Source organism: Streptomyces dangxiongensis, from assembly GCF_003675325.1.
Classification (GTDB): domain Bacteria; phylum Actinomycetota; class Actinomycetes; order Streptomycetales; family Streptomycetaceae; genus Streptomyces; species Streptomyces dangxiongensis.
In genome coordinates this window covers 8,042,906-8,069,608 of record NZ_CP033073.1, presented here as the reverse complement: position 1 = coordinate 8,069,608, position 26,703 = coordinate 8,042,906, and the positions used below count along the sequence as shown (strand labels likewise).

At 67.1% G+C, this 26,703-nt stretch carries 23 protein-coding genes, 8 pseudogenes and 1 CRISPR repeat array; of the genes and pseudogenes, 18 read left to right on the top strand and 13 right to left on the bottom strand.

From position 1 onward, the window contains the following. Window positions 1-161: 161 nt before the first annotated feature. The gene (locus tag D9753_RS36125) at window positions 162-779 is read right to left on the bottom strand and encodes a GIY-YIG nuclease family protein (protein ID WP_163010900.1); all 618 of its coding nucleotides are present in this window, start codon (window positions 777-779) and stop codon (window positions 162-164) included. A gap of 217 nt (window positions 780-996) precedes the next feature. Continuing rightward, a complete protein-coding gene (locus D9753_RS37315) occupies window positions 997-2,349 on the bottom strand; it encodes a hypothetical protein (protein WP_205614347.1) in 1,353 nt (450 codons plus the stop codon). Window positions 2,350-3,389: 1,040 nt separating this feature from the next. Between D9753_RS37315 and D9753_RS36115 the strand changes: the two genes are divergently transcribed. Further along, complete coding sequence (locus D9753_RS36115) at window positions 3,390-3,821, top strand: hypothetical protein (RefSeq protein ID WP_163010535.1); 432 nt, start codon at window positions 3,390-3,392, stop codon at window positions 3,819-3,821. Window positions 3,822-4,065: 244 nt separating this feature from the next. Continuing rightward, complete coding sequence (locus D9753_RS36110) at window positions 4,066-4,749, top strand: cupin domain-containing protein (protein ID WP_163010899.1); 684 nt, start codon at window positions 4,066-4,068, stop codon at window positions 4,747-4,749. Between the two features lie 1,004 nt (window positions 4,750-5,753). Here the strand turns inward: D9753_RS36110 and D9753_RS36105 are convergent. The 3 genes from D9753_RS36105 to D9753_RS36095 are packed head-to-tail and all read right to left on the bottom strand — an operon-like array spanning window position 5,754 to window position 7,553. Further along, entirely contained in the window at window positions 5,754-6,155 is a 402-nt protein-coding gene (locus tag D9753_RS36105; RefSeq protein WP_121785208.1) for a DUF6527 family protein, read from the bottom strand. Beyond that, window positions 6,152-7,321, bottom strand: a complete 1,170-nt coding sequence (locus D9753_RS36100; protein ID WP_121790792.1) for a ThiF family adenylyltransferase — start codon at window positions 7,319-7,321, stop codon at window positions 6,152-6,154. The genes D9753_RS36105 and D9753_RS36100 overlap by 4 nt, the downstream gene beginning before the upstream one ends. Then, window positions 7,296-7,553, bottom strand: coding sequence for a multiubiquitin domain-containing protein (locus D9753_RS36095; RefSeq protein ID WP_121785212.1), 258 nt, complete (start codon window positions 7,551-7,553; stop codon window positions 7,296-7,298). Before D9753_RS36095 ends, D9753_RS36100 begins: the two co-directional genes overlap by 26 nt. A 135-nt stretch (window positions 7,554-7,688) precedes the next feature. Here D9753_RS36095 and D9753_RS36090 point away from each other — a divergent pair, with 135 nt between their 5' ends. From D9753_RS36090 to D9753_RS38575, 12 genes and pseudogenes are all read left to right on the top strand, one after another. Beyond that, window positions 7,689-8,051: a helix-turn-helix domain-containing protein gene (locus tag D9753_RS36090; protein ID WP_240467961.1), complete on the top strand. Its 363-nt coding sequence runs from the start codon at window positions 7,689-7,691 to the stop codon at window positions 8,049-8,051. 1 nt (window position 8,052) lies between these two features. After that, complete coding sequence (locus tag D9753_RS36085; RefSeq protein WP_205614014.1) at window positions 8,053-8,619, top strand: ImmA/IrrE family metallo-endopeptidase; 567 nt, start codon at window positions 8,053-8,055, stop codon at window positions 8,617-8,619. 592 nt (window positions 8,620-9,211) lie between these two features. After that, window positions 9,212-10,189, top strand: a complete 978-nt coding sequence (locus D9753_RS36080) for a hypothetical protein (protein WP_240468411.1) — start codon at window positions 9,212-9,214, stop codon at window positions 10,187-10,189. A 476-nt stretch (window positions 10,190-10,665) separates the two neighbouring features. After that, window positions 10,666-10,917, top strand: a pseudogene (locus tag D9753_RS36075) (IS701 family transposase); the annotation flags it as partial. A gap of 143 nt (window positions 10,918-11,060) precedes the next feature. Then, window positions 11,061-11,890: pseudogene (locus D9753_RS36070) on the top strand (IS5 family transposase). Window positions 11,891-11,996: 106 nt separating this feature from the next. After that, window positions 11,997-12,191 (top strand): hypothetical protein, encoded by a 195-nt coding sequence (locus D9753_RS36860; RefSeq protein ID WP_163010898.1) that lies wholly within the window; start codon window positions 11,997-11,999, stop codon window positions 12,189-12,191. Further along, complete coding sequence (locus tag D9753_RS36065) at window positions 12,161-12,616, top strand: serine integrase family protein (protein WP_121790791.1); 456 nt, start codon at window positions 12,161-12,163, stop codon at window positions 12,614-12,616. The genes D9753_RS36860 and D9753_RS36065 overlap by 31 nt, the downstream gene beginning before the upstream one ends. Before the next feature lie 209 nt (window positions 12,617-12,825). Beyond that, window positions 12,826-14,028, top strand: a pseudogene (locus D9753_RS36060) (IS3 family transposase). A 361-nt stretch (window positions 14,029-14,389) separates the two neighbouring features. Then, on the top strand, window positions 14,390-15,682 hold the full coding sequence (locus D9753_RS36055; protein WP_121790790.1) for an IS256 family transposase: 1,293 nt from the start codon (window positions 14,390-14,392) through the stop codon (window positions 15,680-15,682). A gap of 106 nt (window positions 15,683-15,788) precedes the next feature. Then, window positions 15,789-16,122: direct repeats of the CRISPR family, unit length 29 nt; unit sequence GTCCTCCCCGCCGACGCGGGGGTGCTTCG. A gap of 140 nt (window positions 16,123-16,262) precedes the next feature. Next, window positions 16,263-17,070, top strand: a pseudogene (locus tag D9753_RS39585) (IS110 family transposase). Next, a complete protein-coding gene (locus D9753_RS39580) occupies window positions 17,027-17,593 on the top strand; it encodes a transposase (RefSeq protein ID WP_394346792.1) in 567 nt (188 codons plus the stop codon). The pseudogene D9753_RS39585 and the gene D9753_RS39580 overlap by 44 nt, the downstream one beginning before the upstream one ends. A gap of 266 nt (window positions 17,594-17,859) precedes the next feature. After that, window positions 17,860-18,426 carry a hypothetical protein gene (locus D9753_RS38575; protein WP_240468410.1) on the top strand — a complete coding sequence of 189 codons (567 nt, stop codon included), beginning with the start codon at window positions 17,860-17,862 and terminating at the stop codon, window positions 18,424-18,426. A 91-nt stretch (window positions 18,427-18,517) separates the two neighbouring features. On the opposite strand, the gene D9753_RS36040 is transcribed toward D9753_RS38575, so the two are convergent. Then, on the bottom strand, window positions 18,518-18,694 hold the full coding sequence (locus tag D9753_RS36040; RefSeq protein ID WP_121790789.1) for a thiazolylpeptide-type bacteriocin: 177 nt from the start codon (window positions 18,692-18,694) through the stop codon (window positions 18,518-18,520). Between the two features lie 402 nt (window positions 18,695-19,096). On the opposite strand from D9753_RS36040, the gene D9753_RS36035 reads away from it, so the two are divergent. After that, window positions 19,097-20,386, top strand: coding sequence for an IS256 family transposase (locus D9753_RS36035; RefSeq protein ID WP_121790788.1), 1,290 nt, complete (start codon window positions 19,097-19,099; stop codon window positions 20,384-20,386). Between the two features lie 391 nt (window positions 20,387-20,777). Here the strand turns inward: D9753_RS36035 and D9753_RS36030 are convergent, their stop codons facing one another. Continuing rightward, window positions 20,778-21,293 carry a MarR family winged helix-turn-helix transcriptional regulator gene (locus D9753_RS36030; RefSeq protein WP_121790787.1) on the bottom strand — a complete coding sequence of 172 codons (516 nt, stop codon included), beginning with the start codon at window positions 21,291-21,293 and terminating at the stop codon, window positions 20,778-20,780. Window positions 21,294-21,343: 50 nt separating this feature from the next. Here D9753_RS36030 and D9753_RS36025 point away from each other — a divergent pair, with 50 nt between their 5' ends. After that, window positions 21,344-22,300: a DMT family transporter gene (locus D9753_RS36025; RefSeq protein ID WP_121790786.1), complete on the top strand. Its 957-nt coding sequence runs from the start codon at window positions 21,344-21,346 to the stop codon at window positions 22,298-22,300. A gap of 176 nt (window positions 22,301-22,476) precedes the next feature. Next, a pseudogene (locus D9753_RS36020) lies at window positions 22,477-23,187 on the top strand (IS6 family transposase); the annotation flags it as partial. Between the two features lie 4 nt (window positions 23,188-23,191). Here the strand turns inward: D9753_RS36020 and D9753_RS37310 are convergent. The 3 genes and pseudogenes from D9753_RS37310 to D9753_RS36010 all read right to left on the bottom strand — a co-directional run bounded on the left by D9753_RS37310 (window position 23,192) and on the right by D9753_RS36010 (window position 24,427). Further along, a complete protein-coding gene (locus D9753_RS37310; RefSeq protein WP_240468409.1) occupies window positions 23,192-23,764 on the bottom strand; it encodes a recombinase family protein in 573 nt (190 codons plus the stop codon). Continuing rightward, a pseudogene (locus D9753_RS39785) lies at window positions 23,765-23,980 on the bottom strand (zinc finger domain-containing protein); the annotation flags it as partial. A 60-nt stretch (window positions 23,981-24,040) separates the two neighbouring features. After that, window positions 24,041-24,427 (bottom strand): MerR family transcriptional regulator, encoded by a 387-nt coding sequence (locus D9753_RS36010; protein WP_121790785.1) that lies wholly within the window; start codon window positions 24,425-24,427, stop codon window positions 24,041-24,043. A 275-nt stretch (window positions 24,428-24,702) separates the two neighbouring features. Here D9753_RS36010 and D9753_RS36005 point away from each other — a divergent pair, with 275 nt between their 5' ends. Further along, window positions 24,703-25,323 (top strand): amidohydrolase family protein, encoded by a 621-nt coding sequence (locus D9753_RS36005; RefSeq protein WP_240468408.1) that lies wholly within the window; start codon window positions 24,703-24,705, stop codon window positions 25,321-25,323. Window positions 25,324-25,517: 194 nt separating this feature from the next. Here D9753_RS36005 and tpg read toward each other — a convergent pair. The 3 genes and pseudogenes from tpg to D9753_RS39775 form a co-directional block, all read right to left on the bottom strand. Further along, window positions 25,518-26,071: pseudogene (gene tpg, locus D9753_RS36000) on the bottom strand (telomere-protecting terminal protein Tpg). Window positions 26,072-26,086: 15 nt separating this feature from the next. After that, window positions 26,087-26,308, bottom strand: a pseudogene (locus D9753_RS39780) (IS5 family transposase); the annotation flags it as partial. Beyond that, a complete protein-coding gene (locus D9753_RS39775; RefSeq protein ID WP_240468407.1) occupies window positions 26,298-26,606 on the bottom strand; it encodes a transposase in 309 nt (102 codons plus the stop codon). The pseudogene D9753_RS39780 and the gene D9753_RS39775, both read right to left, overlap by 11 nt. Window positions 26,607-26,703: the final 97 nt, after the last annotated feature.

Below are 26,703 nucleotides of genomic sequence, written 5' to 3'. Positions count from 1 at the left end.
GCGCCCCGCACAGGCGTCCAGCAGCCTGCCGCTACAGGCCTCACGGGGGACGCATCGGGGGATGCGGTCGCGAGGTGCGGCGCCGATGGCTGAGGGTACCCGCGCGGTGGGTGCTCCCGCGGCCGAACAGGCCGGACTTGATGGCAGTTTCCTGCCTTCATTCACGTCGGAAACTCGACGATTGTGGCGTTCTTCAGCAGGCCTCGCGCGGCTTTCGCAATCATTGCGACGGGGTCTGCGACGTCTGTGAAGTCGAACCACTCACCCCCCAGCGCTCTGGTTGCGAAGCGGTCGTGCAGGCGGCTCTCCAGGAGGCCGCCTCCGGTTGAGGTCCACCGCACCGCTAGCGGAGATCCGGATCCGGACTGCAGCGATCTCAGACGTCCGGGCACGTTCTTGGACACACCGATCTTGACTATCTTCGCTTCGGCCTCAGATGAGACGACGTACACGGACCGGGTGTCGTACTGAGGTGTCCTGGCCGGGGCCTTAGGGACCGGCGTAGATCTGAGCTGGCGCAGCGCCTCGTCCTCGCGCCGGTCTTCTTCGTCGGCCTCCTCAACCTCGTCCACGACGGCTTCGAGCATGTCGCGCACCGCGCCGGCACTGGCAGCGCCGCCCTCGACCAGCGCGAGCAGTTCGATGACAGTGGCGATGTCGATATCTAGGCGCCGGAAGGGAGGACGGGGCGGACGCCGGGACGACGTCAGGGTAACGGAGATACCGGGTAAGTCGTGGCCGGCGATGTGGAGGTCGGTGGTGAAGACGGTGATATTCACGGTGCGGGTTCCTGTCTGGCGTAGGGCTCCGGTGCTGCCGGTGGCATCCGCTTGGCCCGCCGGGGCGTTGCGCCCGTCAGAAGAGGGCGCCACTTCGGGCAGTGCCCTCGCCGACTGCATCTGTTTCGACTGTCTGCGGGCAGCAGGTGGGCACTGACCCGCCGGTTCGGGAGCAGCGCGGGACCAGAACCCGTGGCCGGTTCCGTGAGCATCACGATTAACGCGAGAGGCCGGCACGGACGGTGAGGTAGTGGGTGTACTGGTCGGGCGTCAGGCGTTGGCCGGACCATCCGTGGCAGAAGGAGCAGCTGGGGCCGTTCCATTCGCAGAAAGTCGTCAGGTCGAGGAGTTCGGCCAGGGTCATTCGTTCGGTGTCCGGGGTGAGGGGGTGGGCGTGCTGGCAGTCCCCGCCCACAGCATGGGAGCGCCCCCGGTAACGGCCGTTGAGGTTGCTGCCGTAGATCCACAGGTCGGCCAGCGGCCCGAGGGCGGCGGGGTTTTCCCGGAAGAGATGCACATTGAAGCGGCGACCGGGGAAGGTGAGGGCGTCGGTCCAGGCGTTGCGCAGGCCGAAGTGCATGTGCGCGATGCGGGCGGCCAGTTGGCGCAGGTCGGTGTCGTGGGTGGCCTGTGCAGCGACGGCCAGGGCGGTGGCGCGGTCACTGTGGCTCCAGCCGGAGGACTCGCACTCCCGCCGAAGGTCGGACAGGCTCGCGGCGGCAGCCAGTCCGTCGCTGGGCTCCGCCTCTGCCTCCGGGGCGAGCGGGGGCGGCTGACGGGGAGCGGCCGGCACGGAAGCGGCCAGCGGGGCGGGCGGGGTCACGGCTGGCTCAGGGAGAGCGGGCCGATCCTCGAGGTGGGCCCGGTAGGCAGCGGAGAGGTCCTCCAAGTCCTGGCGGCGCGCACGGTGCAGGTCGATGGGCTCCTGCAGGCTGGTGTCGAGCAGCTGCACCCCGCCGTGGAAGGCGTGGAAGCCGATCGACTCCCACAGGGCGGCGATTTTGGCCTTCGCGGTAGCACGGTAGGCGTCACTCACCTCGTCCCGGTTTTCGGGCCATTCGGCCATGCCGGGCTCAGCCGCGACCGCGCAGCAGCCACCGGACAGGCGGCGGATGGCCTCGGCGGCGAACACCGGGCCCAGGCCGAAGCCGCGCCAGGGACGGGTCAGGAACACCCGGTCCACGATGAGCAGATCCCCCACCGGACAGTCGATGGTCTCCTGGAAGGCATCGGAATACTCGCCGTCGTGAAGGATGGCGGAGGCGATGCTCTCCAGGTCTCCCGACTGGGCGTCCGCGACCATCCAGCGGTCCACACCGGTGTAGTCACGCAGCCGCCACAGACGCAGCCAGCCGACCTCGCTGCCGTCGTCGATAAGCTGCTGACAGGCTTCGGTGCAACCGCCAGCGCATTCCTCCTCCTCATCGTGGTAGGCGCGGATGGAGACACCCCAGTGCTCGAGGGTGTCCTCATCCTCGTAAGGCACGGCGGGGTGCCCGTGGCTGTAGACGAGCCGCAACTGGGCCGGGTCGCCGGGAAGTTCGCTAGCCGGTCGGCGCGCAAGACTCATGAGGGTGGAGGCTAGCCGTCGCCACTGACAATGGGTCCGGCGTCGAGCCTCGGCCGACGGTAGCTGAGGATGTTCATTGCACTCCGGACATCGGGCGCGGGCCGACATGTCGGAGTGGGAGGGGCAGTTACCACTGCTTCCGCTGCGCGGTTCGGTAGGCGAGGGGCCTCAATCATCCGCTGAAGTCTTCTCCGGAACAACGCCCCGAGCGGCAGCGTCACACAGTGGTGCGGCGAGGGCGTCCCAGCCAGGCCTGGCGGGATGCAATGCAGGCTGTCATTGCGGATCACGGCATGGTCTTTCCGCTCAACCGGCCGGTGATGAGCCGCGCTTGGGCGACCTGTGCGTCATGCTCTCCTCGCGAGCCCGCTTGGCGTCTCGGATGGCAATGGCCCATGCAGCTATGGCCGCTGCCGAGGCGACTATCGCGCTGTACGCGTCGGCAGGGAGAGCAAGCATGTGGGGTGGGCCTGTCGCTGACCGTACCAAGCCCTGCCTCCAGAAACGTCGGTTGCGACGGCGCCCACCGTCGTGCGCGCCCGGCAGCAAAATGGGAGGAAGGTTCACGAAGATCTGTCGTGTCCCTTACGGCTCCGCCCTGGGCAACTGTGTGGGCACCCCACTGCCGACGGTGCGGGGCCCCAGCCGGAGAGGCGGCACCACTGCAACTGTGCAAGCCCAGTAGGTGGTCCCGCGGGGCTTCGCCAGATGACGCGGCCCTGCCACATCTGGACACGACGCCGGGGTACCGGCGTGAGGTGTGGGTTAGCCGGAGGCCGCTTCTGTCAACCGAGAACCGGCTTATCACTCTATCGATGTGCCACCGATGTTGCCGCGGCGGAATGCGTGGAAGTAAGGCCGTAACAGCGGTACCTGCGGCGTTCTTAACCCACATCGGCGGGCAGAGTTCGCGGCTTCTCTCTCACTGCGGTCTCTGCTCGCGTCCGCGTAGCGCTAAGGTCACGGCACAGGTTGAGGAAGGGGGAAGGGTGGCTCATCAAAGCTTCCTGCTCAACAGCGCCAGACATTTGCGGAGCTTGGTGGCTGAGGACGAAGAGGCAGTGCGGGCCGCAGCGAAGCGGGTCCAGGAAGCGCAGGAGTCGCTCGAGGACGCTCAGCTGCGGGCGGAGGCCTCGCGAGAAGTTCTCCAGAGCGTGGAGAGCCGTTTGAGCAAGGTGGTGGGCTCACCCCTGGCATCGCAGGATGTGCTGTTCCCGTCGACCACGGCTGACGCGAACGCCTCCACTCCACCGATGCCTGTGGTCGATCTGATCCGGGAATTCCTGCGGCCGCGCGGGGAAGCGACAACGGGTGAGATCATCGAGCACGTCCGCCAGTCACGCCCCTCGACCAACTCCTCCAACGTCAGCCCCGAGTTGAGCCGGCTGGTGAAAATGGGCGATGTGGTGCGGCCACGGCAGGGCGTATACAGCCTTTCCCCAACCGCTAAGTCACACGAGGGGAGTGCCTGACCCGGACGGTTCTCGAGCAGCGCAAAGCACCGCCGGTTGGCCCCGACGGTGCTGTGATGCGCGCACAAATCAGCTGAAGTCACCAAACAACCCACCGATCGGCTCCGCGCGTACTCACTATAGCGAGCACGCGCGGACCGCGCGGATGGGTCACCCACCCATTTCGAAAAGCGGTACACATGTTCGTATATTCTGCTGGCGCCCTATCGCTTCCAGCGTCGGCCTGTGCGAGGGGGGCTCGTTGATGACGACCGTCACAGGCATCGATGGACGCGTGTTGCCGACCGGCCGGGCCAGCTTGCGCCATCAGCGCGAAGTGTTCCTTGGTGCCGTTCGGCTCAGTGGCCCGGAGCGTCTCGTGATCAAGAGCACGCACGTCGCCAAGGAGGTCGGTCTGAGCGGCGACACAGTCACCGAGAGCCTGCGCTTCTTCGACACCTTGGGCATCGTTACCGGCGCTCGCGGCCGCTACGCCGCTACCGAGGAAGGCGTTGCGCTGGCCGAGGTGTGGCCCGCTGACGAGACGCGTGCCCGGGTGATGCTTCACCACCTGTTTGAGGGCCACTGGGCCACCGATGCCGCCCGGACTGCTCTGGCACAGGGACCCGTGGAGGCCGAGGCGCTGGCCCAGCATCTTCAGTTGGGCCTGCCCGGCCACCCCCGCCGTGGCCTGTATGTCGTGGAGTGGCTGATCGAGGGGCTGATCATCCATCCCGACCGGCACGGCAGGGTCTATGCAACGAGCCCCGGCCAGGTGCCGCCAGCCTCTACGCTTCCGCAGCCGCGCAAGTCCGAGCACGAGCCGTCCGATGGCTACGTGATGGGCATGTGCAATGAGGAATTGCGACGGCTTCCCACCTCGCAGTACGTGTCGGTGCTGCGCAGCTTCAAAACGATGATCGAACAAGTGGACGCCGTTCCGGCCTGATGCCGGGCAGGCAGCCCGGGCCTGGATCGGTCAGACACTCCAGCTACCTGGGCAGCATCCGGTGGTCCCGTTCGGTCTGCCGTCGGGCGGGCACCGTCGCCTTGGCCGTCAGGCCGGCGGGTCGGCGGGTCTCGCCTGAGGGGTGGATGTTTCCTTTCTACTTCCCTCGGGAGTCGCGATGCAGTTGTTCAAGAAGCAATGTCCGGCGTGGTTGACCCTGACGGCCGCGGTGCTGTCGGGCGCTGCGCGGGCAGTCGTCAGTTTCGCACTGAACCTCGCCCGGCACTGACGCAGGCATAGAGCACGCTTTGCAGCAGCCCGGTCCTGACGAGCATTCGGCAGGGCCGGGTTTTCCTCGCTGCGGATGGTGACGGCGCGATGGAGCGCACAGGTTCCGCCGCATTGGATGCTGCTTCGCGCGGTGTCCGCTGACCTCTTGATCGCTCGGCGACCGGACAGCTCTCGGTGTCTGCTCGTGATGCGGGGTAGCCATTCCCTGGCGCAGCCACTCGATGTCGTCGACTGGTGCCCGCGGCGTCCAGGTGCCGAGCGCGACCGGATCCGAGACCGGGGACTGGGGGAAGATCGGGTCGATGTCTATTTCGAGGTCCTCGGGTGGCTGGCCGCGGTCGGCGAGCATGCCCGCCATGGTGTGGAAGCCGATCCAGCCGCACTTCTTGCCGTAGCAGTCGATCCGGCCGCCGGAGGTGCGACCCCGCCGGGAAGCTGCTGAGGTGATGCGGCGTTCCACCTCATCGAACGGGTCGGGGCGCCAGCCCAGTGCGTACACCACGCCGAGGACGACAGCAGTGGCTTCCCGGTGGCCGGGGTGGGAGGTCGTCGTAGTTGTCGCGGCCCGAAAACAGGGGTCCGAGGGTGTAGTTGCCGAAATTCATGCCGATCGTCGTGCTGACGTCATCCCGGTGCGGGTCGCGCAGGCGTTGATGCTCCCTGGCTTAGGGTCCAGGGGTGCGTACGCGGGCCGAGTCCCCGCGCTCATCGGCCTACCGGAGCCACGACCGCAGGTGGCGACGCAGACTGGTCAGCGGCCTTGGCCTGTGCTCTTCGGTGTATTGGGACAACAGATGGCGGTCACGATCCCTGTTCTGGGCGACTTCTGCTGTCGAGTAGTGCCGGCTCCATCGGATGCGGCCGTCATCAATCCAGTAGTGCGAGCGGCAAGGCAGCGCCCAGTTGCCGATCGAGGGGGTGAGGGACACGTTTTGGCCGTCGTAGGTAATCGACCACTGTGCCGGGGAGAGTGGTGTGATGACTTCGTGGCCGCAACCGCAGCAGCAGAGGTGGCTGCAGGTGCGGTAGGGGATCGAGACGTACAGCACTCCCGCGTCCATCGTTTCGGGGAAGGTATCGGTGAAGACCGGGCGCAGGGTGTCTTGTGCGGTCACGGCAGGTCCTCGTTGGTGATCTCGTTGGTGATCAGCGAGTACGTGGTGTGGCTCTCGTCGGTGGCGTCGGCGTAGACGCCGATGGAGCGTTTCCAGCGGATCACGGCCAGGACGGCGTTGAGTGCGTTCAAGTCGGCGGTCTGGATGTTGCGTGCGTAGGCGTCGCCTTCGGGCGCCGGCTGGGGGATGCGGTGACGGGCTGTGTCTCGGCGGCCCGGGAGGCTGGTGGTGACGCGCAGGAGTCCGCTCAGGCGGCCGTCGATCTCTTCGATGCCCATGCCGACGTCGATGAACGGTACTTCGTGGGCTTCGAGCCAGTCGATGATCACCGGTTTGCTTGCGGCGTCGTCGGAGGCGAGGAACACGAATGTCGCGCTTTCGAGGAGGTCGAGGTTGTCCTCGTCGAGGTACTGCGCACACGCGGATACCCCTCGGTGCATGTTGGAGTAGACCAAGGCAAAGTGGGCGGCCTTGTTGGGGCGTTCGCGCAGGGTGTCGAGAGTGGGGGCGCCGGGGGCGCGGAAGGCGTTGTGGTTGTCGAAGGTGTCGCCGTCGATGAGGAGGATCGAGTCGACCTCGGTCTTGGCGATCTGGTCGAGGATGTAGGTTCCGCTGCCGCCGAGGCCGACGATCACAATGCGGTGGCCTCGGAAGCGGCGGTTGACGGCCGCGATACCGGCGCGGGAGGTGGCGGTGTCACGGTAGGCGAAGGGACTGTCGTCGACGATCTCCTGCCACGCCGCGCCGGGGGTGGGAGTGGCCGTGAAGTCGAGGGCTTGCGCCTGGGCGGCGATGATCCTGGCGTACGCGGTGATCTTCGTGTACTCGTCGGGGTAGCCATCGGGACCGGGTTTGGCCGAGAGCATGAAGTTCGCCTGCATGCCCTCGGCGATTACCCGGGTCTCCGGATTGACGAGGGTTAGACGGCGGCCGTGCTCATCGCAGGGAGTGGAGCCGCCGAACCAGATGCGGTGATCAGTGCCGGAGACCAGGTGGTCTCCGCTGACGGTCATGGGGTAGGCGAGGAAACCGTGGTCGACGGTGCGGTTCTCGGTGGCATAGGGGATGTGCCGGACGATGATGTGGCCGGCGTGGAGGACGACGTCGTAGCCATCGTCGAGGAGGCGGGACAGGTCCGGGTCACGAGCGAGAAGTACGGTAGACATCGAAGATCATCCCCTCCTTCACCCGGACGCTGTGGCCGGCCGTGAGGCTGCCCGATCCGTGTCCGTCGCGGCCGCGGCTGTACTGAACTGTGTAGGTGTCCTGCTCGTTCGGCTGCTGGCCGGGGTAGGCCAGGGCGACGGCCTGCTCGTAGGTGATCTCCTTGGTCTCCCAGGTGTGGGAGCGGGTGTTGACGATGATCGTGACGGGCTTGGGCCCGCGGTCCTGCGTCATGGCGTTCCTGTCGCGCACACGGTGACGCGAAAGTGCATCACTGCTCGAAATGTCGAGCAGTTACACTGTACCAGGGGTGATCGAAAAGTCGAGCAGTGACGAAAATCGGGGACAGGCATGAGTGAGAGTCCGACCGTGGACGTGCAGGCCCTGCATGGGGCGCTGGATGCGGCACGCATCGAAAAGGGGCTGTCATGGCGACAGCTCGCCAAGGACCTCGGGGTGAGCGCCTCGACCATCTCCCGTATGGCCAACGGGCTGAAGCCGGACGTCACCGCATTCGCAGCCATGACGACGTGGCTGCGCATGCCAGCGGAGACCTTCTACGTAACAACCCGTGACGGATCCGTCCGGGAAGAGCCTGAGCTGGTGGCGTCACTCGTTCCCCTACTGCGGGCGCGCAGCGATCTCAGCGGCGACGACGTTGCGTACCTCGAAGAGGTGATCAGCGCCGCGGCCCGGCGGTTCCGCGCCGAGCGTGAATCCCGGAGCCACTGAGTTGCGCTGGACGCAGGCGCTGATGCGTGAGGTCGCGCAGGAGGAACGCGCCGGGCTGAGTTTGGGTCCCCTCGACCCCCTCGATCCCTACGCCCTCGCCGAGGAGCACGGAATCAAGGTGTACACCCTCGAGGGTCTGCTGAGGTTCGAGTTGCGAGACGAGGCTCTCAGCCACTTCACCGTGCAGAGCTCCTCGTCCTGGTCTGCCGCTCTGGTGCCTCTCGGCAGTGCGCGAGTGATAGTGGAGAACGAGTCCCACAAGCTCGTCAGGCGTCGCTCCAACATCGCCCACGAGCTCGGGCACCACCTGCTGGAGCACTCCTTCGACGGTGTGGTGCTCGGCGAGGACCACAATCGCCAGTTCGACCCCGTGCAAGAGAAGCAGGCCACCTTCATGGCCGGCGAACTACTGGTTCCGCTCATCGCAGCACAGCGCATGGCCTACCGCGGCTGGGACAACGAGCGTGTGGCCAACACCTACGGAGTCAGCGAGCAGTTCGCTCAAATGCAGATGAAGGGACCGCGGGTTCGGGCCGAGCGGGCCGCCAGGAAGTATGGGTTCGCCTAACCTCTTCAGACCTCGACGGGGCAGAGGCTCACTCCATGCCGCGACCTCGGTTCGAAACCGAGGTCACGGGACGGCGTCCGAGGGCCGCCCGGCTGAAGTGGTGCCCGTCGCCGTTGTAGTGGGCAACGCTGGCCGGCGCCTGTTGCGGCGGCCGCGGCCCGGCCTCAGGCCCCACTCCGTGGGATTTGCCGCCCGACCGTGTCCTCCTTGAGACCGATGGCCCGTTCGCCCGTCACAACAGGCACCCCGCTCGACCGGCAGACCTCCGACGTCGTCGCCCGCCTCGCCACCTGCTGGGCGCTGACACCCGAACAAGCCGCCGGCACATCTGCGGCAACCAACAGCGTTTCCTCGGCGCCACTGGACTTCCCCAATGACCGCAGCGTCAAGCGCCTCCTACGCCCCGTTCCTCACGGTCGCGGCTGGGCGCTGAGCAACCACAGCGTGGGAATCCGAGCGGACCAGTAAGCGCGAAGGTCACTGGTGCGGGCCTCGGGTGGCGCCGCACCGATCGCCCTTGGGCGGTGGGTCGCCTCAGTGGCTGTCTATCTCACCTGGTGGTCGCCCGGAGGGAGGATGAAAGGGTGCAGTCATGCCTCTCATGCAGCCTTTCGCTTCCGATTGGGACCGCCCGGCCTCGCAGGACTCCGAACAGTGGAACTGGCTCGCGGTCGAAATAGCCGAGATCCGGCGATGTGCCGAGGCAGGCGACCAAGCACACGATCGCCTTGCCCTCATCCTCCTGGACCATCTAGTCGAGGTGATCATCGGCCGTGAGGTCAACGCCCAACTGGCCTTCCAAATCCCCGACAGCACCATCGAAGAGATGTGGAAGTTCCGTGACAGCGGCGGGCAGCTCGACGGACAGCTGAGTCAGCTGATCGACCAGCATGTAGGCCCGGACCGACGGGCAAAGATGGACAACCATCTGGACCAGAAGACCAAGTTCCTGAGGCAGCGGGGCGTGCTGACGGACCACGAACGCGACGTACTCGACCGGCTGCACGAATACCGCAACGCGGCCTACCACCGCGACACCCTGGAACCCGACCTGATCGCAGACCTCGTACTGGCCTACCGGGTGTTGGCGGACGAACTCCTCAGCCGACACAAACCGATCGCCTGGGTCATGGCTTCATCGGACCCCGCCCCCATCGTGACGCCACACCAGCTTCGGGGCCGCCTGGCCGAAGGCGTCGACATCGATCTCACATCGATGGCCCGCCGGTTCCACGACCACGCTGCGAAGCGAGTCCAGGCTGTCTCCACAGCCGTCGCTACCGCCCAACAACTCCTCGGCTCCAAAAGCTCCGGTGAAACGGCCGTGGCCCCGCCGGATGACGACATGGCGCGTATGCTGACCGGCCTCAGCGACACAGCCAAACACCTGGCCTCCTGGACGAGGCAGGCAGAGGGGTTGAAGTCCAAGACCTCGTCACTCACCGGCCTGATGGTGCCGTTCCTCAACCTGGACCGAGCCCTGAGCCGTATCGAACCGTCCGTCAAGCGCCTCGACATGATCCAAGACTGGTGGGAACAGCGTCGGATCGATGACCTCAGGGGCAAGTAGCGCCATACCCAAATGCACACACGGGCCGGCCTGCGGCGGACTCGCCACGATGGTGCTGCCTGCCGTGCCGATCGATAAGGAACGGGCATCCGATGTCCCGGCCGACCACGCCCTGAACCGCCGCACAGCACACCGCTCGCAGCCACGTCTCCCCCAACACGGCCGCTGCCCCTACACACACCGCATAGCTCGACAAACACGCCCAGCCCTCACCATCAAGCGGGCCCTCACCGTGATCGTCAGTTGATGGAGTACGCCCTGACCCCACCCCTGGAAACGCGCGTCCTAACAAGCGAAGTCGTCTGGGGAAGTGCCGCAAATCTGTTCTGGCTGGTGCCACTATCTGCCAGCAACTGGTGCCACTAGACGCCAGTAGGCCGAACTAGGATCTCACCAGGTCAGGGCACATGGTCAAGGAATCCGGTGGTGGCAGAGAAGCGACGTGCGGCCCCTGGCACCAAGAAGACACTTCACACCAGGCAGCGAAGAACGAATGCGGCCTCGACCAGTACGAAGTTCGCCGCTACCCGGGCTGGTACCGGCACATCACACTTGCCATGCTCGCCCACGCGTTCCTGGCCGCCGTCGCAGCCCAGACCACCGAAAGGGGGGCCGCAGAAACGAGCCCACCAGCACCATCCACTTCACCGTGGCAGAAGTCCGCCGACTCCTGGACGCTCTGCTGCCCCGCCCCACACCCCGCCTCGGACCCGTTGCACATGCCCTGAACTGGTCCCTCTGGCGCAGACGACACCAAGCCACAGCCCGCCGCTGCCACTACCGAAGAAGAACCAGCTCAGGCAACGATTTCTGACTGGAGTACTAGGGTCTGTCGTCAAAGTGATCTTGTTTTGTGGATCATGGAGTCGTGATACGTCGCCATGAACTGTCCGATGCCGAGTGGGAACTCGTGCAGCCGCTGCTGCCCCGGCCTGCGCTGGGCCGGCCCCGGCTGGACGACCGGACGGTCCTGAACGGGATCGTGTGGAAGTTCCGCACCGGGGTCGCCTGGCGGGATGTGCCCGAGCGATACGGGTCGTGGGCCAGCCTCCACACGCGTTTCCGCCGGTGGGCGGCGGACGGAACCTTCGAGCGGATGCTCCAAACCGCGCAGGCGCAAGCGGATGCCGCGGGCGACATCGAGTGGCTGGTGTCGGTCGACTCCACCATCGTCCGAGCCCACCAGCACGCCGCCGGAGCCCGAAAAGGGGGCTCCGGGGTCCGGAACTGGGCCGGTCCCGAGGCGGGCTGACCAGCAAGACTCACCTTGCCTGCGACGGCTCGGGCCGCCCGCCGGCCTTCGTGCTGACGGGCGGGAACACCAACGACTGCACCCAGTTCACCGCCGTGATGGACGCGATACGGGTGCCCCGAATCGGGCCAGGCCGGCCCCGGATCAGGCCCGATCACGTGATCGGCGACAAGGGCTACAGCTCGAAAGCCATCCGCACCTGGCTCCGCCGCCGCGGCATTGCCCACACCATTCCCGAACGGTCTGACCAGGTCGCCAACCGGGCCCGGCGCGGTAGCACTGGCGGCCGCCCTCCGGCCTTCGACCGCAGCGTCTACAAGCACCGCAACGTCGTCGAACGCTGCTTCAACCGCCTCAAGCAATGGCGCGGCATCGCCACCAGGTACGACAAGACCGCCCAGTCCTACCAAGCAGCCGTCACCCTCGCATCGCTCCTGATGTGGGCGTGAACACTTTGACGACAACTCCTAGCCCCGGGGGCGCCTCCCGGGACATTGATGAAGATGCATCAACCTAGGGTGATTGGTTTCCTTACTCTCCGTAACACTTGTTCGTGTGCGTCTGACGTGCGTTCACCAGGTGGTGTGGGAGGGGGGACGAGCGGCCGAGCTGGCCATCGCCCTGCTGTGGGTCGAGGAGAAGAAGGCCCAGGGCATCGTGGCGCCGAACCTTGACCGTCTGGCCCGCAAACTGGTGGTGCAGGAGGCAGCCCCGGCGCAGTGGGGAAGCACGGCAGCCGCGCGTTCATAGCCGATCAGGGCGAAATCCTGCCCGACGACCCCGAGGACCCGATGCGCACCGCCATGCGCCAGATGATGAGCGTGTTCGCCCAGCTGGACCGCGGCATGACCGTGGCCAAGCACCGCCGCGGCCGCCGCATCAAGGGGAAGAAGGGCCAGTACGCCTACGGCGCCCCGCCCTACGGCCGGCAGGCCCACAAGAAGGAGCTGACCGAGGAGGAGATGGAGCAGGCCGGCCGCGCCCGCGCCCGCGCCCGCGCCCGCGCCCGCCAGCTCCGGGACGAGGAACAGCTGTCGTTCCGCGAGATCGCCGCCGTACTCGAGGCGGAGGACATCCGGCCCAAGCGCGGGGAGCGCTGGCACCCGGAGACCGTCCGCCGGTTGTTCGTCAACACGAGCGACCGGCCGCCGACCCTGGGTCGACGCACCGCGTAGGGACGACGAAGGGCCCGGCCAGTCGGCCGGCCCTTCTGCAGTTCTTCGTCACGGACGTCCGGCGGCGCAGGCCCGACGGGGACCCGGAGCGGGGGATCCCTGACGGTGACCGGCAGTGTCGCAGCACGCTCCCCTACGCCCCCGGGCCTTGACCCTTGATCCTGGACACACGAGACACTGGATCCTGAGGATCTGAGAACGGATATCTCGTGGTCATGAAGAACTATCCGCCGCAGTTCAAGGCGGACGCGGTCGCGCTGTACCGGTCACGGCCCGAGGCGACGATCAGGCAGGTCGCCGCCGATCTGGGGATCAATCCCGAAACCTTGCGGAACTGGGTCCGAGCGGCCGGAGCGAGCCGGCCCCGGGGGCGACGGGCGGAGGCGCCGGCCGAGCCGCCCACGCCGCTGGAAGCGGAGAACGTCGCTCTGCGCAAAAAGGTCCGTGAGCTGGAGGAAGAGCGCGAGATCCTGCGGAAGGCGGCCAAGTATTTCGCCGGGGAGACGCGCTGGTGAACCGCTTCCAGTTCGTCGCCGACCATCAGCGCCGTTACGGCGTGAAGCGGCTGTGCACCATCGTGGGCATCGCCCGCTCCAGCTTCTACCACTGGCGGGCGAACGGCCGTGGATCGGGCCGCCCGGCAGGCAGCGGACGCTCGCCTCGCTGCCCGGATACGGGCCGTGCACCGCGAGTCGGACGGCACCTATGGCGTCCCCAGGATCACGGCCGAGCTCCGCGAAGCGGGCGAACGCGTCAACCACAAGCGGATCGCGCGGGTGATGCGGGGCGCCGGTCTGGCGGGCGTGCGCTTGCGCCGCAGACACCGCACCACTGTTGCGGACCCGGCTGCGGCGAAGGCCCCGGACCTCATCGGCCGCGACTTCACGGCAAGCGAGCCGAACACGAAGTACGTCGGCGACATCACCTATCTCCCGCTGGACGGCGGGAAGTTCTTGTATTTGGCCACCGTCATCGACCTCGCCTCACGCCGCCTGGCCGGCTGGGCGATCGCGGACCACATGCGCACCGACCTCGTCACCGACGCCCTGGCCGCCGCCGAACGTACCCGCGGCAGCCTCGCCGGGGCGGTCATGCACACCGACCACGGGGCCCAGTACACCAGCCGGGCCTTCGCCGACGCCTGCCGCCAGGCCGGCGTCCGCCAGTCGATGAGCGCGATCGGCTCCAGCGCGGACAACGCGCTCGCCGAGTCCTTCAACGCGACGTTCAAACGCGAGACGCTCCAGGGCCGAAAGCACTGGTCCAGCGAGCGCGAGGCCCGCCTCGACGCGTTCCACTGGCTCCATCGCTACAACACCCGACGCCGTCACTCCCGCCTCGGCCACCGCAGCCCGACCGCCTACGAGAACACCCTCCGAACGACACCAACTACGCTGACCCAAGCCGCATAACCCGTGTCCAGGAATCAGGGTCAAGGCCCTACAACTCGACCACCTCGCCGAACAACACAGACGCCCCACCCACAACCGCTAACCCTCACCAGACCGACCAGGCAAAACAGCGCTGACCAGCACAAACACCAACCGATCTTTTACACACTGGCGAAACCCACAACGAGCCCGGTCCCACTCAGGGTCAAGGCCCGACGTCAAAGTTCTACGATGACCCGGTGACCGAGACGCTGCCCCCCGTGGGTATTGACCTCTTCGACGTTGAACGGCTCCAGCTAACGGAGGCCATGGAGCCGCCGCTGTCACCCGCGGAGGGACTGTAAAACGTTCGGTGTAACTCCCGATCACGGAAGATGCATCGATGACCAGCAACAACATGACCGAGGCTGAACCCGTCGCGCCGTCTGAGGCGGTGCCGGCGAAGTCTGTGGACGATCGGCTGATTGACGAGTTGGTGGGCCGGGCTCAGGCCGAAGGCCTCCAGCTGACCGGCGAGGGCGGGCTGCTGCAGCAGCTGACCAAGCGGCTCCTGGAGTCCGCTCTGGAGGGTGAGATCACCGACCACCTCGGCTATGACAAGCACGATCCGGCCGGGAAGAACGGCGGCAACTCGCGTAACGGCACCCGCGCCAAGACCGTCCTTACCGACGTCGGCCCTGTCGGGATAGCCGTGCCCCGCGACCGGGAAGGCAGCTTCGAGCCGAGGATCGTCAAGAAGCGGCAGAAGCGTCTGTCCGGCGTGGACGAGATGGTCATCTCGCTCGCGGCGAAGGGCCTGACGACCGGCGAGGTCCAGGCCCACCTGGCCGAGGTCTATGGAGCCGAGGTGTCCCGCCAGACGATCTCCACGATCACCGACAAGGTCCTCGACGGCATGGCCGAATGGCAGAACCGGCCCCTCGACGCCGTCTATCCCGTGATCTTCATTGACGCCATCCACGTGAAGATCCGTGACGGCGCGGTAGCCAACAGGCCCATTTACGTGGCCCTGGCGGTCACTGTCGAGGGCCGGCGGGACATCCTCGGGCTGTGGGCCGGCGACGGCGGCGAGGGCGCCAAGCACTGGATGCACATCCTCACCGAGATCAAGAACCGCGGTGTCAACGACGTCCTGATGCTGGTCCGCGACGGACTCAAGGGCCTGCCCGACGCGGTCGAGACCGTCTGGCCCCGCACCACGGTCCAGACCTGCGTGGTCCACCTGCTGCGGAACTCCTTTCGTTATGCCGCCCGCCAGGACTGGGACAAGATCGCGCGTGTCCTCAAGCCCGTCTACACCGCGGCAACCGAGGAGGCCGCACTTGATCGGTTCGCCGAGTTCGCCGACGCCTGGGGCAAGAAATACCCGGCGATCGTGCGGCTCTGGGAGAACGCATGGGAGGAGTTCACGCCGTTCCTCCGCTTCGACACCGAGATCCGCCGCATCGTCTGCACCACGAATGCGATCGAGTCCGTCAACGCCAGGATCCGGCGGGCAGTCAAGGCCCGCGGGCACTTCCCCAACGAGCAGGCCGCGTTGAAGTGCGTCTACATGGCCATCATGTCCCTGGACCCCACCGGCAAGGGACAAGCCCGCTGGACCATGCGCTGGAAGACCGCACTCAATGCCTTCGACATCACCTTCGACGGCCGCCTCTCTGCAGCCCGCCAGTAACTCCAACAACCCAGTTACACCGCTCGTTTGACAGACCCCCACGACGCAGAACCCCCGCCAATGCAAAGGACGGGCAAAGCCCTTCTTGAACCCCAGGTCAGAAAGGGTCCTCCCCGCCGACGCGGGGGTGCTTCGGGGTGGCGGAGTTTTAGCAACCACCCTATTTTGTCCTCCCCGCCGACGCGGGGGTGCTTCGCTGATGAGGGAGTCGGTGAGCAGCTCGTTCGGGTCCTCCCCGCCGACGCGGGGGTGCTTCGACGGGATCGTAGGCGAGGTTGGCCGTGTGCTCGTCCTCCCCGCCGACGCGGGGGTGCTTCGCCGCTGCCGCCTCTACGCGCCCGCCACCTCGGGTCCTCCCCGCCGACGCGGGGGTGCTTCGCCGCTGCCGCCTCTACGCGCCCGCCACCTCGGGTCCTCCCCGCCGACGCGGGGGTGCTTCGGCAGTTGTCCCCCGTTATCTTCTTTGCGGTCCTGCAAGAGGGCCGCTGGCCTCCGGGCCCGGCATGGCTGTTCCCCCCTGTCGAACCGATGACCTGGGGGGTGGTGCCACCGGGCCCGAGAGGCGCCGTCGGAGACGCTGATGAGAGGCCCGACCACCGCCCGGCCGTGCGCAATGCACGGCACCTGGTGGGCGGCAGGTCTGCATAACGTGGATGCGCGCACGACGCCGACGCCCCGGCCAGCACCGCACGAACCCGCCTCGGAGGATGGCTTGTACGACAGCGACGAGATAGGCGTCTTCCTGGGCCTGGATGTCGGCAAGAGTGCCCATCACGGGCTCGGGCTCACCCCGGCCGGGAAGAGGGTCTTCGACAAGCAGCTGCCCAACACCGAACCCAGGTTACGGGCCGTCTTCGACAAGTTGAAGGCCAAGTTCGGCACCGTCCTGGTCATCGTGGACAGCCGCCTCCATCGGGGCCCTGCCGCTCACGGTCGCTCGCGATGCCGGCTGCAAGGTCGCCTACCTGCCCGGACTCGCCATGCGGCGGATCGCTGACCTCTACCCCGGCGAGGCGAAGACCGACGCGAAGGACGCCGCGGTCATCGCCGACGCGGCCCGCACCATGCCGCACACCCTGCGCTCACTGGAACTGACCGACGAGATCACCGCCGAACTGACCGTGCTCGTCGGATTCGACCAGGACCTCGCGGCCGAGGCCACCCCACCAGCAACCGCATCCGCGCCTGCTCACCCAGTTCCACCCGTCGCTGGAACGCGTCCTCGGCCCCCGGCTCGACCATCAGGCCGTCACCTGGCTGCTGGAACGCTACGGATCCCCGGCCGCGCTGCGAAAGGCCGGCCGCCGACGGCTCGTCGAGCTGATCCGGCCCAAGGCACCCCGGATGGCGAAGCGGCTGATCGACGATGTCTTCGACGCGCTCGATGAGCAGACCGTCGTCGTTCCGGGAACAGGCACGCTCGACATCGTGATCCCCTCGCTGGCCCGCTCGCTCGGCGCCGTCCACGAACAACGCCGGGCGACAGAAGCCCAGATCACAGCCCTGCTGGAGGACCACCCTCTTTCGAAGGTCCTGACGTCGCTGCCCGGCGTCGGCGTCAGGACCGCCGCCACACTGCTGGTCACCGTCGGCGACGGCACCAGCTTCCCCACCGCCGCCCACCTGGCCTCCTACGCCGGCCTCGCCCCGACCACGAAGTCATCGGGCACCTCGATCCACGGCGAACATGCCCCACGCGGCGGCAACCGGCAGCTCAAACGCGCGATGTTCCTGTCCGCGTTCGCCTCCCTGCACGATCCCGCCTCCCGCACCTACTACGACAAGTGCCGGAGCAGAGGAAAGACCCACACACAGGCCCTCCTCCGCCTCGCCCGACAACGGATCAACGTGTTGTTCGCAATGCTCCGCGACGGCACCTTCTACGAACCCAGAACCCCACGCCTCGCTTGACGAAAGACATAGAGGCACCCCCCTGTCGCCCAAGGAGCGGGCGACGGGCACCACGGACGTGGAGAGCCACCCCAGCGTCACCGGCGCCCTGGTGAAGAGCCGGACTCCTGCGGGCTGGTCTTCTGGCGCATTGGCACTCATGGGCACTCATCTTTCGAGAATCGAATGCGATCAGAAAAGGACTGCCGATTACTTGCTGACAAGCGTCATGCGCTTCGTGACACCTGTACTGCGTTCCGGATGGACCGCTACGGTAGGCTGAGCAGGTGATCAATGAATCCGGCAGCCGAAAATTGAGCGAAAACCGGCCCCTGCAAGGCGCGGTCATAATGTCCGTTTTCGCGTCAATGTGGGAAATCCTGGGAGTGTCCGGCCTGATACCTCGGGTGTCCGCGCCAGCATCGTTCTGCATAGTCGCGCTGGCGGCGGCCGTGGCGGTCACGGCTTTGACCCTCACCATCCGGTTCGGCGCGCTGCCGGGACAGAGACGCATGCGCCGGGGGGCGCCGAACAGCTTCCAGGTTTTCGGCCAGGTGAATATCGGTCAGACCGTGGCCGTCGTCGGGACGATCCTGATCCTCGGCCGGCTCGATCTGTGGCTCTACGTTCCCGCCGCGGTGTGCCTGATCGTCGCGCTGCACTTCCTCCCGCTCGCGCGGTCCTTCGCGCAGCCGCAGTACTGGTGGACCGGTGGGCTGCTCATGGCCCTGGCACTGGTCACGGTCCTGTCGCTGGCCGGCGGCATGGACGCGGCGAACGCCCGTGCCCTGCTGGGATTCGGGGCCGCCGGTATCCTGTGGGCCACCGCGCTGCACGTCGCCCGCAGGGGCTGAGCCGCGGGCTCGGTTCCGGACGGGCGGCGGTGTCCACCCCCGAGGGGGCGAACACCGCCGCCCGCGTCACCGGATCAGACATCTGCCTTCGTCAGCAGGTGGACGAAGAGCAGGTCGACGAGGAGGACGACGTACCGCCCTTACCGCCGGAGGCGCCCATCTCCGGCAGAGCCACGCCCTGCGAGATCTCGAGGACCTCCAGTTCGGTCACGTCGAACGAGTCGAAGACCTGCTCGATGTCGGCAGAGTTAACCGAGACGGTGTTCATTGAGAACTCCTCAACAGTTTCCTTGTGCGACCGGACGGCCGCACAAGGAAACTATTTCGAATTTCCCGGCCGAAAACCACTGTGTGGCACCTTCGATTGACACTTGTCACTCCCGTAATTACTGATGTCACGAGAAAAGCGACAGGCGAGAAAGTGGAATTACGAGTTCCATGAAAAGGGAAGCGAATACCCCCGCCGAATCGGCGGGGGCTTCATTCGGGTTTTCCGTCCGAGCGCTCAGGTCCGGCGCAGCTCCGCGCCGGCCCATGCCGCCCACTCCGGGTCGTTGACCCATTTCCAGCCTTGATCCCGGTCCCAGATGCCGGGGTCGCCCGGCGGGCGGCTACCTAAAGGGAGACTGTAAAACGTTCGGTGTAACTCCCGATCATGGAAGATGCATCGATGACCAGCAACAACATGACCGAGGCTGAACCCGTCGCGCCGTCTGAGGCGGTGCCGGCGAAGTCTGTGGACGATCGGCTGATTGACGAGTTGGTGGGCCGGGCTCAGGCCGAAGGCCTCCAGCTGACCGGCGAGGGCGGGCTGCTGCAGCAGCTGACCAAGCGGCTCCTGGAGTCCGCTCTGGAGGGTGAGATCACCGACCACCTCGGCTATGACAAGCACGATCCGGCCGGGAAGAACGGCGGCAACTCGCGTAACGGCACCCGCGCCAAGACCGTCCTTACCGACGTCGGCCCTGTCGGGATAGCCGTGCCCCGCGACCGGGAAGGCAGCTTCGAGCCGAGGATCGTCAAGAAGCGGCAGAAGCGTCTGTCCGGCGTGGACGAGATGGTCATCTCGCTCGCGGCGAAGGGCCTGACGACCGGCGAGGTCCAGGCCCACCTGGCCGAGGTCTATGGAGCCGAGGTGTCCCGCCAGACGATCTCCACGATCACCGACAAGGTCCTCGACGGCATGGCCGAATGGCAGAACCGGCCCCTCGACGCCGTCTATCCCGTGATCTTCATTGACGCCATCCACGTGAAGATCCGTGACGGCGCGGTAGCCAACAGGCCCATTCACGTGGCCCTGGCGGTCACTGTCGAGGGCCGGCGGGACATCCTCGGGCTGTGGGCCGGCGACGGCGGCGAGGGCGCCAAGCACTGGATGCACATCCTCACCGAGATCAAGAACCGCGGTGTCAACGACGTCCTGATGCTGGTCCGCGACGGACTCAAGGGCCTGCCCGACGCGGTCGAGACCGTCTGGCCCCGCACCACGGTCCAGACCTGCGTGGTCCACCTGCTGCGGAACTCCTTTCGTTATGCCGCCCGCCAGGACTGGGACAAGATCGCGCGTGTCCTCAAGCCCGTCTACACCGCGGCAACCGAGGAGGCCGCACTTGATCGGTTCGCCGAGTTCGCCGACGCCTGGGGCAAGAAATACCCGATCGTGCGGCTCTGGGAGAACGCATGGGAGGAGTTCACGCCGTTCCTCCGCTTCGACACCGAGATCCGCCGCATCGTCTGCACCACGAATGCGATCGAGTCCGTCAACGCCAGGATCCGGCGGGCAGTCAAGGCCCGCGGGCACTTCCCCAACGAGCAGGCCGCGTTGAAGTGCGTCTACATGGCCATCATGTCCCTGGACCCCACCGGCAAGGGACAAGCCCGCTGGACCATGCGCTGGAAGACCGCACTCAATGCCTTCGACATCACCTTCGACGGCCGCCTCTCTGCAGCCCGCCAGTAACTCCAACAACCCAGTTACACCGCTCGTTTGACAGACCCGATCAGAAGAACCGCTCCTGAACAGCGGATGGAGCAACTGTCCGCCATCGGGATGCGGTGGTCGTAGCACACAGGTGCAGCAGTGGGCCGGGCAGGCCTTCTAGGACTTCTGCCCGGCCCACTGCTGTGTGGTCTCAGCGGCGGGTGGTGTACATGTGGAGGATGTCGCGTCTATTCGGCGCAGGGCGGCAAGCCCCCGCGATCCCCGTGGGTTCGGGAAAACCGAAGGCTCTTCAACTCGAACCCACGGGTCCATCAGCGTGCTTCAGGTCGGTGCATCCGTAGATTCGGGTAAAACACGGGGGTGCTGAGCAAGTCGAGGCGAAGAGCTTCGGCAGTGCCATGCAAAGGAGTCACTCCGGTGCGCTGGGAGGCGGCTCGACACGTGCCAGCCAGGTGGTGAGCAGTGTTTCGAGACGTGCGGCCTCGTCGGGGTCAAGCTCGTCGAGTATGCGGCGTTCGTTGCTCATGTGGTCGGCGAAGGCCCGGTCGATCAGCTCCCGTCCTGCCGGGGTGAGTGCGACCACGCGTCCCCTGCCGTCCTCGGCGGACCGGCGTCGTGTGGCCAGTCCGTTACGTTCGAGCCGGTCGATGCGTTTGGTCATCGCACCCGTGGTGACCATGGTGAACGTGGCCAGTTCGCCCGGGGCGCGCTCGAAGGGGTCCCCGGCCCGCCGGAGCGCCGCCAGGACGTCGAACTCTCCCTCGCTCAATCCGTAACGCCGGTAGACCAGGCATAGCTGCTCGGTCAGAAGGCTGGCGAGGCGATGGAGCCGGCCGATCACGCCTTGGGGGCTCACATCCACATCCGGACGCTCGCGAGCCCACTCGCGCTGGATGCGGGCAACGTGATCCTCGTAGTAGTTCACGGCTTCATTATAGCTTCCCTGGAAGCTATATTCCTTCCGTGGAAGCTACTATGCGATGGACACTGGTGACGGCGATCGCTCCGGTCGCCTGGGCTACGAACTACTTCGTCACCCACGAATACCTGCCCACCGGCCAACCGCTCTACGGTGCGGCAATCAGGGCTCTTCCCGCAGGGGCCCTGCTGCTGGCACTGTGCCGACAGGTGCCGCACGGAGCGTGGTGGTGGAAGTCGCTGGTGCTCGGCACCCTCAACATGGGGTCCTTCTTCGCCCTGATCTACCTCGCGGCGCAGCTACTGCCGACGAGCATCGCCTCCACCATCATGGCGGCCTCACCGACAGTCTTGATGCTGCTCGCCTGGGCCGTGAACGCGGAACGCCCTCACGGCCTCCCACTGATGGGCGCCGGCATCGGTATCGCAGGTGTTTGCCTGATGCTGCTCACCGGCAACGTCACCCTGAACCCACTCGGCGTCCTCGCATCGGCCACAGCAATGGTGACGTCCTCCTTCGGCTACGTGCTCGCGAAGCGGTGGAGCACCGAGGTCGACATCCTCGCCTCGACGTCCTGGCAGCTCATTGCCGGAGGCCTGGTCGTGCTTCCGTTGGCCGTCGTCCGCGAAGGAGCACCGCCCCACCTCGGTGTGGGCGCCATCCTCGGATTCGCCTACGTCACCATCGTCGCGACCGCGGTCGCCTTCGCTGCCTGGTTTGCCGGCCTGCGTCACCTGCCGGCAGCCGCTGTCGGCCTGATCGGGCTGCTGAACCCGGTCACCGGCGTACTGCTCGGCACCGTCATCGCCGAAGAGACCCTCACTCTGCGACAGATATGCGGACTGGTCCTTGTCCTGCTCGGGATCGCGCTCGGGCAACCCATCGCCGCCACGGCCGCCGGCCGCATCCGGTCCCGGGCAACGGGAGCCGACTCCCGACGCGACGCACCGACCGGCCGAGCCCGCCGCCTCGGCCCAGGAGAATCCAACTGCGCGACACAGCGGGACGGTTGACCGAGCACAATGCCCACTCGGCTCCTCCTGCACCCGCCGCAGAGCGGCATTGCCAGCCCTGATGCGCGTGGTGCTGGTTGAGGGCGCATCGGCCAGCACATCGATCTCGACGGCACTGTCACGTTGGCTGCCCGGTGGGATGATCTTCGGGTTGATCAACCTGGGAAGGGTCGTCCGTGGGGAGCGCGTCGCTGTCGTACAAGGGGCACCGGTACCCGGTCGAGGTCATCTGCCACTGTGTGTGGCTGTACTTCCGTTTCCCGCTGTCGTTCCGCGAAGTCGAGGAGCTCATGCTCGAGCGCGGGATCGTCGTCTCGTACGAGACGATCCGCCGCTGGTGCGGGAAGTTCGGGCAGACCTACGCCAACGCGCTGCGCCGCCGGCAGCCCCAGTTGGGGGACAAGTGGCACCTGGACGAGGTCTTCATCAAGGTCAACGGGCGGTTGCAGTACCTGTGGCGGGCCGTCGACCAGGACGGCAACGTCCTCGACATCCTGTACAGAACCGGTGGGACAAGGCCGCGGCCAGACGCTTCTTCCGCCGTCTTCTCACAAGAACCCGCACGGTGCCGCGGGTGTCGCTCACCGACAAGCTCCGCTCCTACGTCGCGGCCCACCGCGAAGTCATGCCCGCCGTCGAGCACCGGCAGTCGAAGTACCTGAAGAACCGGGCGGAGAAACAGCCACCAGCCCACCAGGCAACGCGAGCGCGCGATGAAGGGCTTCCGCAGCGTCGGCGCAGCCCAACGGTTCCTGTCCGCCTTCAGCGGCATCTCGCCCCACTTCCGCCCTCGACGGCACCTCACGAACGCCCCCGACCACCGCACCGAGATGATCAACCGCTTCGCAATCTGGAACCAGATCACCGGCACCGCCGGCCTGCCCGCAACGGTCAGACCCAGAGCCGGCACCCGGGCCGGTCGCCGTGCTTGCCCTTGCGGGCCGCCGCGTCGATTCCTTCGAGGGTCGACTCCCGGATGTTCTCCCGCTCGGTCTCCGCCATCGCCGCGAAGAACGCGAACAGCAGGCGGCCAGGCCCGCTGGGGTCGTACATCCCGGGCAGGGGTCCGGCGAGCATCTCCAGGACCAGGCCGTGGGCGGTGAGGTGGTCGGCGAGGGCGGTGAGTTCGGCGGCGTCGCGGCCCAGGCGCTTCATCTCGTACACGGTGAAGATGACGCGGCAGTGGGGAGCGTGGGCCTTGATCTGCCGGGCGAGCGCGAGCGCGGCCTCGAAGTGGGGCCGCACCCGTACGCGGGTGCTGATCTTCTCGGAGAACACCTTGCCGCGCTCGATGCCGTGCCCCGCGAGGGCGTCGAGCTGCGACTGGAGTTCCTGGGTGAGCGTCGAGCATCGGGCGTACCCGATGCGGATGTCGGCACTCGGAGTGTCCGGTGCGAGGGCGAGCGGGCCCGGGGTACCGGGGCGCCACGGCTGGCCGGGCCCGCGGTCGGCGGGGGTGGGCACGCGCAGGAGCTTGGCGAGCCGGGGCGCCTTGGTGAAGCGGCCGGTGTGGTAAGTACCGGCGACCGCGCCGGAACGCGAGCGGCACGGCGGGCCGGGCTCGGCCCGGCAGCGCGGGCAGGGGTGGCGCTCGACGCCGTCCGCGCCGCTCGGGGAAGTGTGACTGAGCTCTTCAGTTCGCGAGTTGGGCGCTCGACGTGATGAGCCCGAAGTCTTCACCCGACGGACGAGAGGGCGGCTGCGGTTTGCCCCGGCGAGCACTCAGTGAGGCGACGGAGTTCAGGTGCCCGGCGTTGGAGCCTGGCCGGCCGTGTTCTCGGTGTCCTCGGTGGCGGCGATCGTCTGGCGCAGCAGGCGACGGGCGGTCTTCAGCTCGGCGGCACGCTGGTCGAGGATATCCAACTGGTCGCGCAGGCTGGTGAGGACTCCGGGACAGGGGCGCAGCGTCGCCGTGTCCTGGGTGCAGGGCAGGACCTGGCGGATGATGCGGGTGGGCAGGCCGACGGCGAGCAGGGCGCGCACGCGGCGCACCGTCTCCACCGTCTGGTCGTCGTATTCGCGGTAGCCGTTGGCGCGGCGTTCGGCATGGATCAGTTCCGTCCGCTCGTAGTAGCGCAGCAGCCGTTCGCTCACTCCGGTTTGGCGTGACAGCTCTCCGATCAGCACCGATCCGTTCCTTTCGATTTGACCTTCCAACGGTGTCAGGGAGCAACAGTGCCCTGACCGGCCGAATTCCCGACCGGTCAAGACGGAGGGAACAGGGAACGAATCAGTGATCATCGACGCGCACAGCCACGTCCACGACCCGGTTGAGGCGCACGTGGGGCTGCTGGACGAGGCCGGAGTCGACCGCGCCGTCCTGTTCCCCACCCGACCGCACCCGGAGCGGGCCGGCGACCTGGCCGCACTGCGCCGGGAGATGGCCGTTCTGGAGAGGGCACTTGGAGGCCGGGCCGGCACGGTCGAGGCGTACCGGGGGGGCGTGGCGGGAACTGGACGCCGCGCTTGCCGCACTGCCGGACCGGTTCATCGGCTTTCTGTCGGTGCCGCTGGGTCTGGGATTGCAGGAGACAGCCGAGATCGTGGAGCAGGAGGTGGTCGGGCGCGGACTGCACGGGATCGGGGAGCTGACACCACCGCCTGGAGGGGCAGGGCTGATCGAACCGGTCCTCCAGGCGGCGGCCGACCAGGGGCGGCTGCCCGTGGTCGTGCACGGATCCGCGCCAACCCGTACGGAGGACCTGGCAACGCTGGCCGCACTGGCCCGCCGATACCATGACGTTCCGCTGGTGGTCAGCCAGTTGGGAGGGCAGCACTGGATGCAGGCCCTCGAACTGGTGCGGGACACCCCGAACATGTACCTGGAGCTGTCCACGGCCAACATCGTCTTCGCGGTCCGGTTGGCTATCAAGGAGATCCCGGACCGGACCCTGTTCGGCTCGGACGCACCCTACGGTGACCCGGTCCTCGCCCGGGCGCTGGTGGAACGGGTCACCAGCCCGGGCGAAGTACGCGACCGGGTCCTCGGCGGGACGATCGCCGAACTGGTCGGGCTCGGCTGATACCTGACCGCCCCGCCAGGCGCCCCGGACGGACCGAGCACTTCGGGTCGCGAGCCGTACGCGGGCTGGGCGGGGCATCGGTGGAGTCGGTCCGGTGAATTCGCACGCTCAGCTCGCCAACTCAACTGCTCATCCGCCAACTGAAGCGCTCAGTCACAACGGCACGCACAGCCGACCACTTCGCCTTTCCCGAGCTACAGGTCGAACTCCAGTTGCTCGACGTCGGTGAACTCCACCATCAGCTCCTGGGCGCGGCGCCGCCGTCGCGGAAGTAGACGTGGGCGAGGGCTTCGGCGGTGATGTCGCGCAGTTCTGCTGCTCGGTGGCGCCGGCTTGCTGGGCGTCGAACAGGCGGGCGGCGTAGTCGGGTGGCAGGGCGAGGGTGAGGTGGCGCAGGCGGGCGTCGTCAGTGGTGCCGGGCGCGGCGGTGAACCCGAACCGGGCGCGGGTGTCGATGACCAGGCCGGTGCTGGTGGCGGCCTGGCGGCGGGCCTGCTCGCGGATACGGGGCTGCCAGCGGGCCCGTACGGCGTCGGCCAGGCGTTGAGCGAGGCGGTCGGGGCCGGCGGATCTGGTCCTTGACGTAGCGCTCCACGGTGCGCTGGGAGACGCCGAGCGCGGTGGCGACCGCGCGGGTGCCCTTGAGCTGACGGACGAGGTAGCGCATCTGCGCGCCCGCGGATTTCGGGATGGGGCGGGTGAACGCCTTCTGCACGGCGCGGTCCAGGCCGTCGGCGACCAGGCCCAATGGGAGGGTTCCCTTCAAGATCGGCTGTACCGCGTGCCGCTGCTTGTAATCGTCCTTGTCGAACGTCAGTGGCCGCCCGCCGCGTGATCCGCGCTTGAGGCGGTTGCGGACACGGTCCGCCGGGATGGGGATGGTGGCCTTGATCCCGCGTCTGCGCAGGTAGGAGCGGTTGCCACGGGAGTCGTACGCCTTGTCGGCCCGCACCCGGTCCGGGCGCTTGCGCGGCCTAGACGGTGGAGTCGACGTTCACGTCCCAGGTGATCAGGCCCTCGGCGTCCGCCTCGGCCTGGAGCTGGGTGAGGATCCTTGCCCAGGTCCCGTCTCGCTGCCAGCGCCGGAACAAGTCATAGACCCGGTCCCACGGCCCATAGCGTTCGGGCACATCGCGCCAGGGAGCACCGGTCCGGGTTCGCCACCGTATGCCGTCCATGAGCTGCCGCCGCGTCCACACCTGCGGACGGCCCGGCTTGATGCCCCGCGGCAGCAACGGTTCAAGCCGGGCCCACTGTCCGTTCGCCAGATCCCCACGTCCCACAAGACATGATCATCAACGAACAAGATCCACTTTCGCAACACGCCCTAGAGCCTGAGCGCCGTCGGCGGCTTAAAACACGGCCCAGTCTCTTCCGTGC

Coding starts and splice junctions, on each gene's coding strand:
- D9753_RS37315 (WP_205614347.1), bottom strand. CDS start 2,349: ATGAGTCTTGCGCGCCGACCGGCTAGCGAACTTCCCGGCGACCCGGCC.
- D9753_RS36110 (WP_163010899.1), top strand. CDS start 4,066: ATGACGACCGTCACAGGCATCGATGGACGCGTGTTGCCGACCGGCCGG.
- D9753_RS36100 (WP_121790792.1), bottom strand. CDS start 7,321: ATGTCTACCGTACTTCTCGCTCGTGACCCGGACCTGTCCCGCCTCCTC.
- D9753_RS36095 (WP_121785212.1), bottom strand. CDS start 7,553: ATGACGCAGGACCGCGGGCCCAAGCCCGTCACGATCATCGTCAACACC.
- D9753_RS36080 (WP_240468411.1), top strand. CDS start 9,212: ATGCCTCTCATGCAGCCTTTCGCTTCCGATTGGGACCGCCCGGCCTCG.
- D9753_RS36055 (WP_121790790.1), top strand. CDS start 14,390: ATGACCAGCAACAACATGACCGAGGCTGAACCCGTCGCGCCGTCTGAG.
- D9753_RS39580 (WP_394346792.1), top strand. CDS start 17,027: ATGGCGAAGCGGCTGATCGACGATGTCTTCGACGCGCTCGATGAGCAG.
- D9753_RS36040 (WP_121790789.1), bottom strand. CDS start 18,694: ATGAACACCGTCTCGGTTAACTCTGCCGACATCGAGCAGGTCTTCGAC.
- D9753_RS36035 (WP_121790788.1), top strand. CDS start 19,097: ATGACCAGCAACAACATGACCGAGGCTGAACCCGTCGCGCCGTCTGAG.
- D9753_RS36025 (WP_121790786.1), top strand. CDS start 21,344: ATGCGATGGACACTGGTGACGGCGATCGCTCCGGTCGCCTGGGCTACG.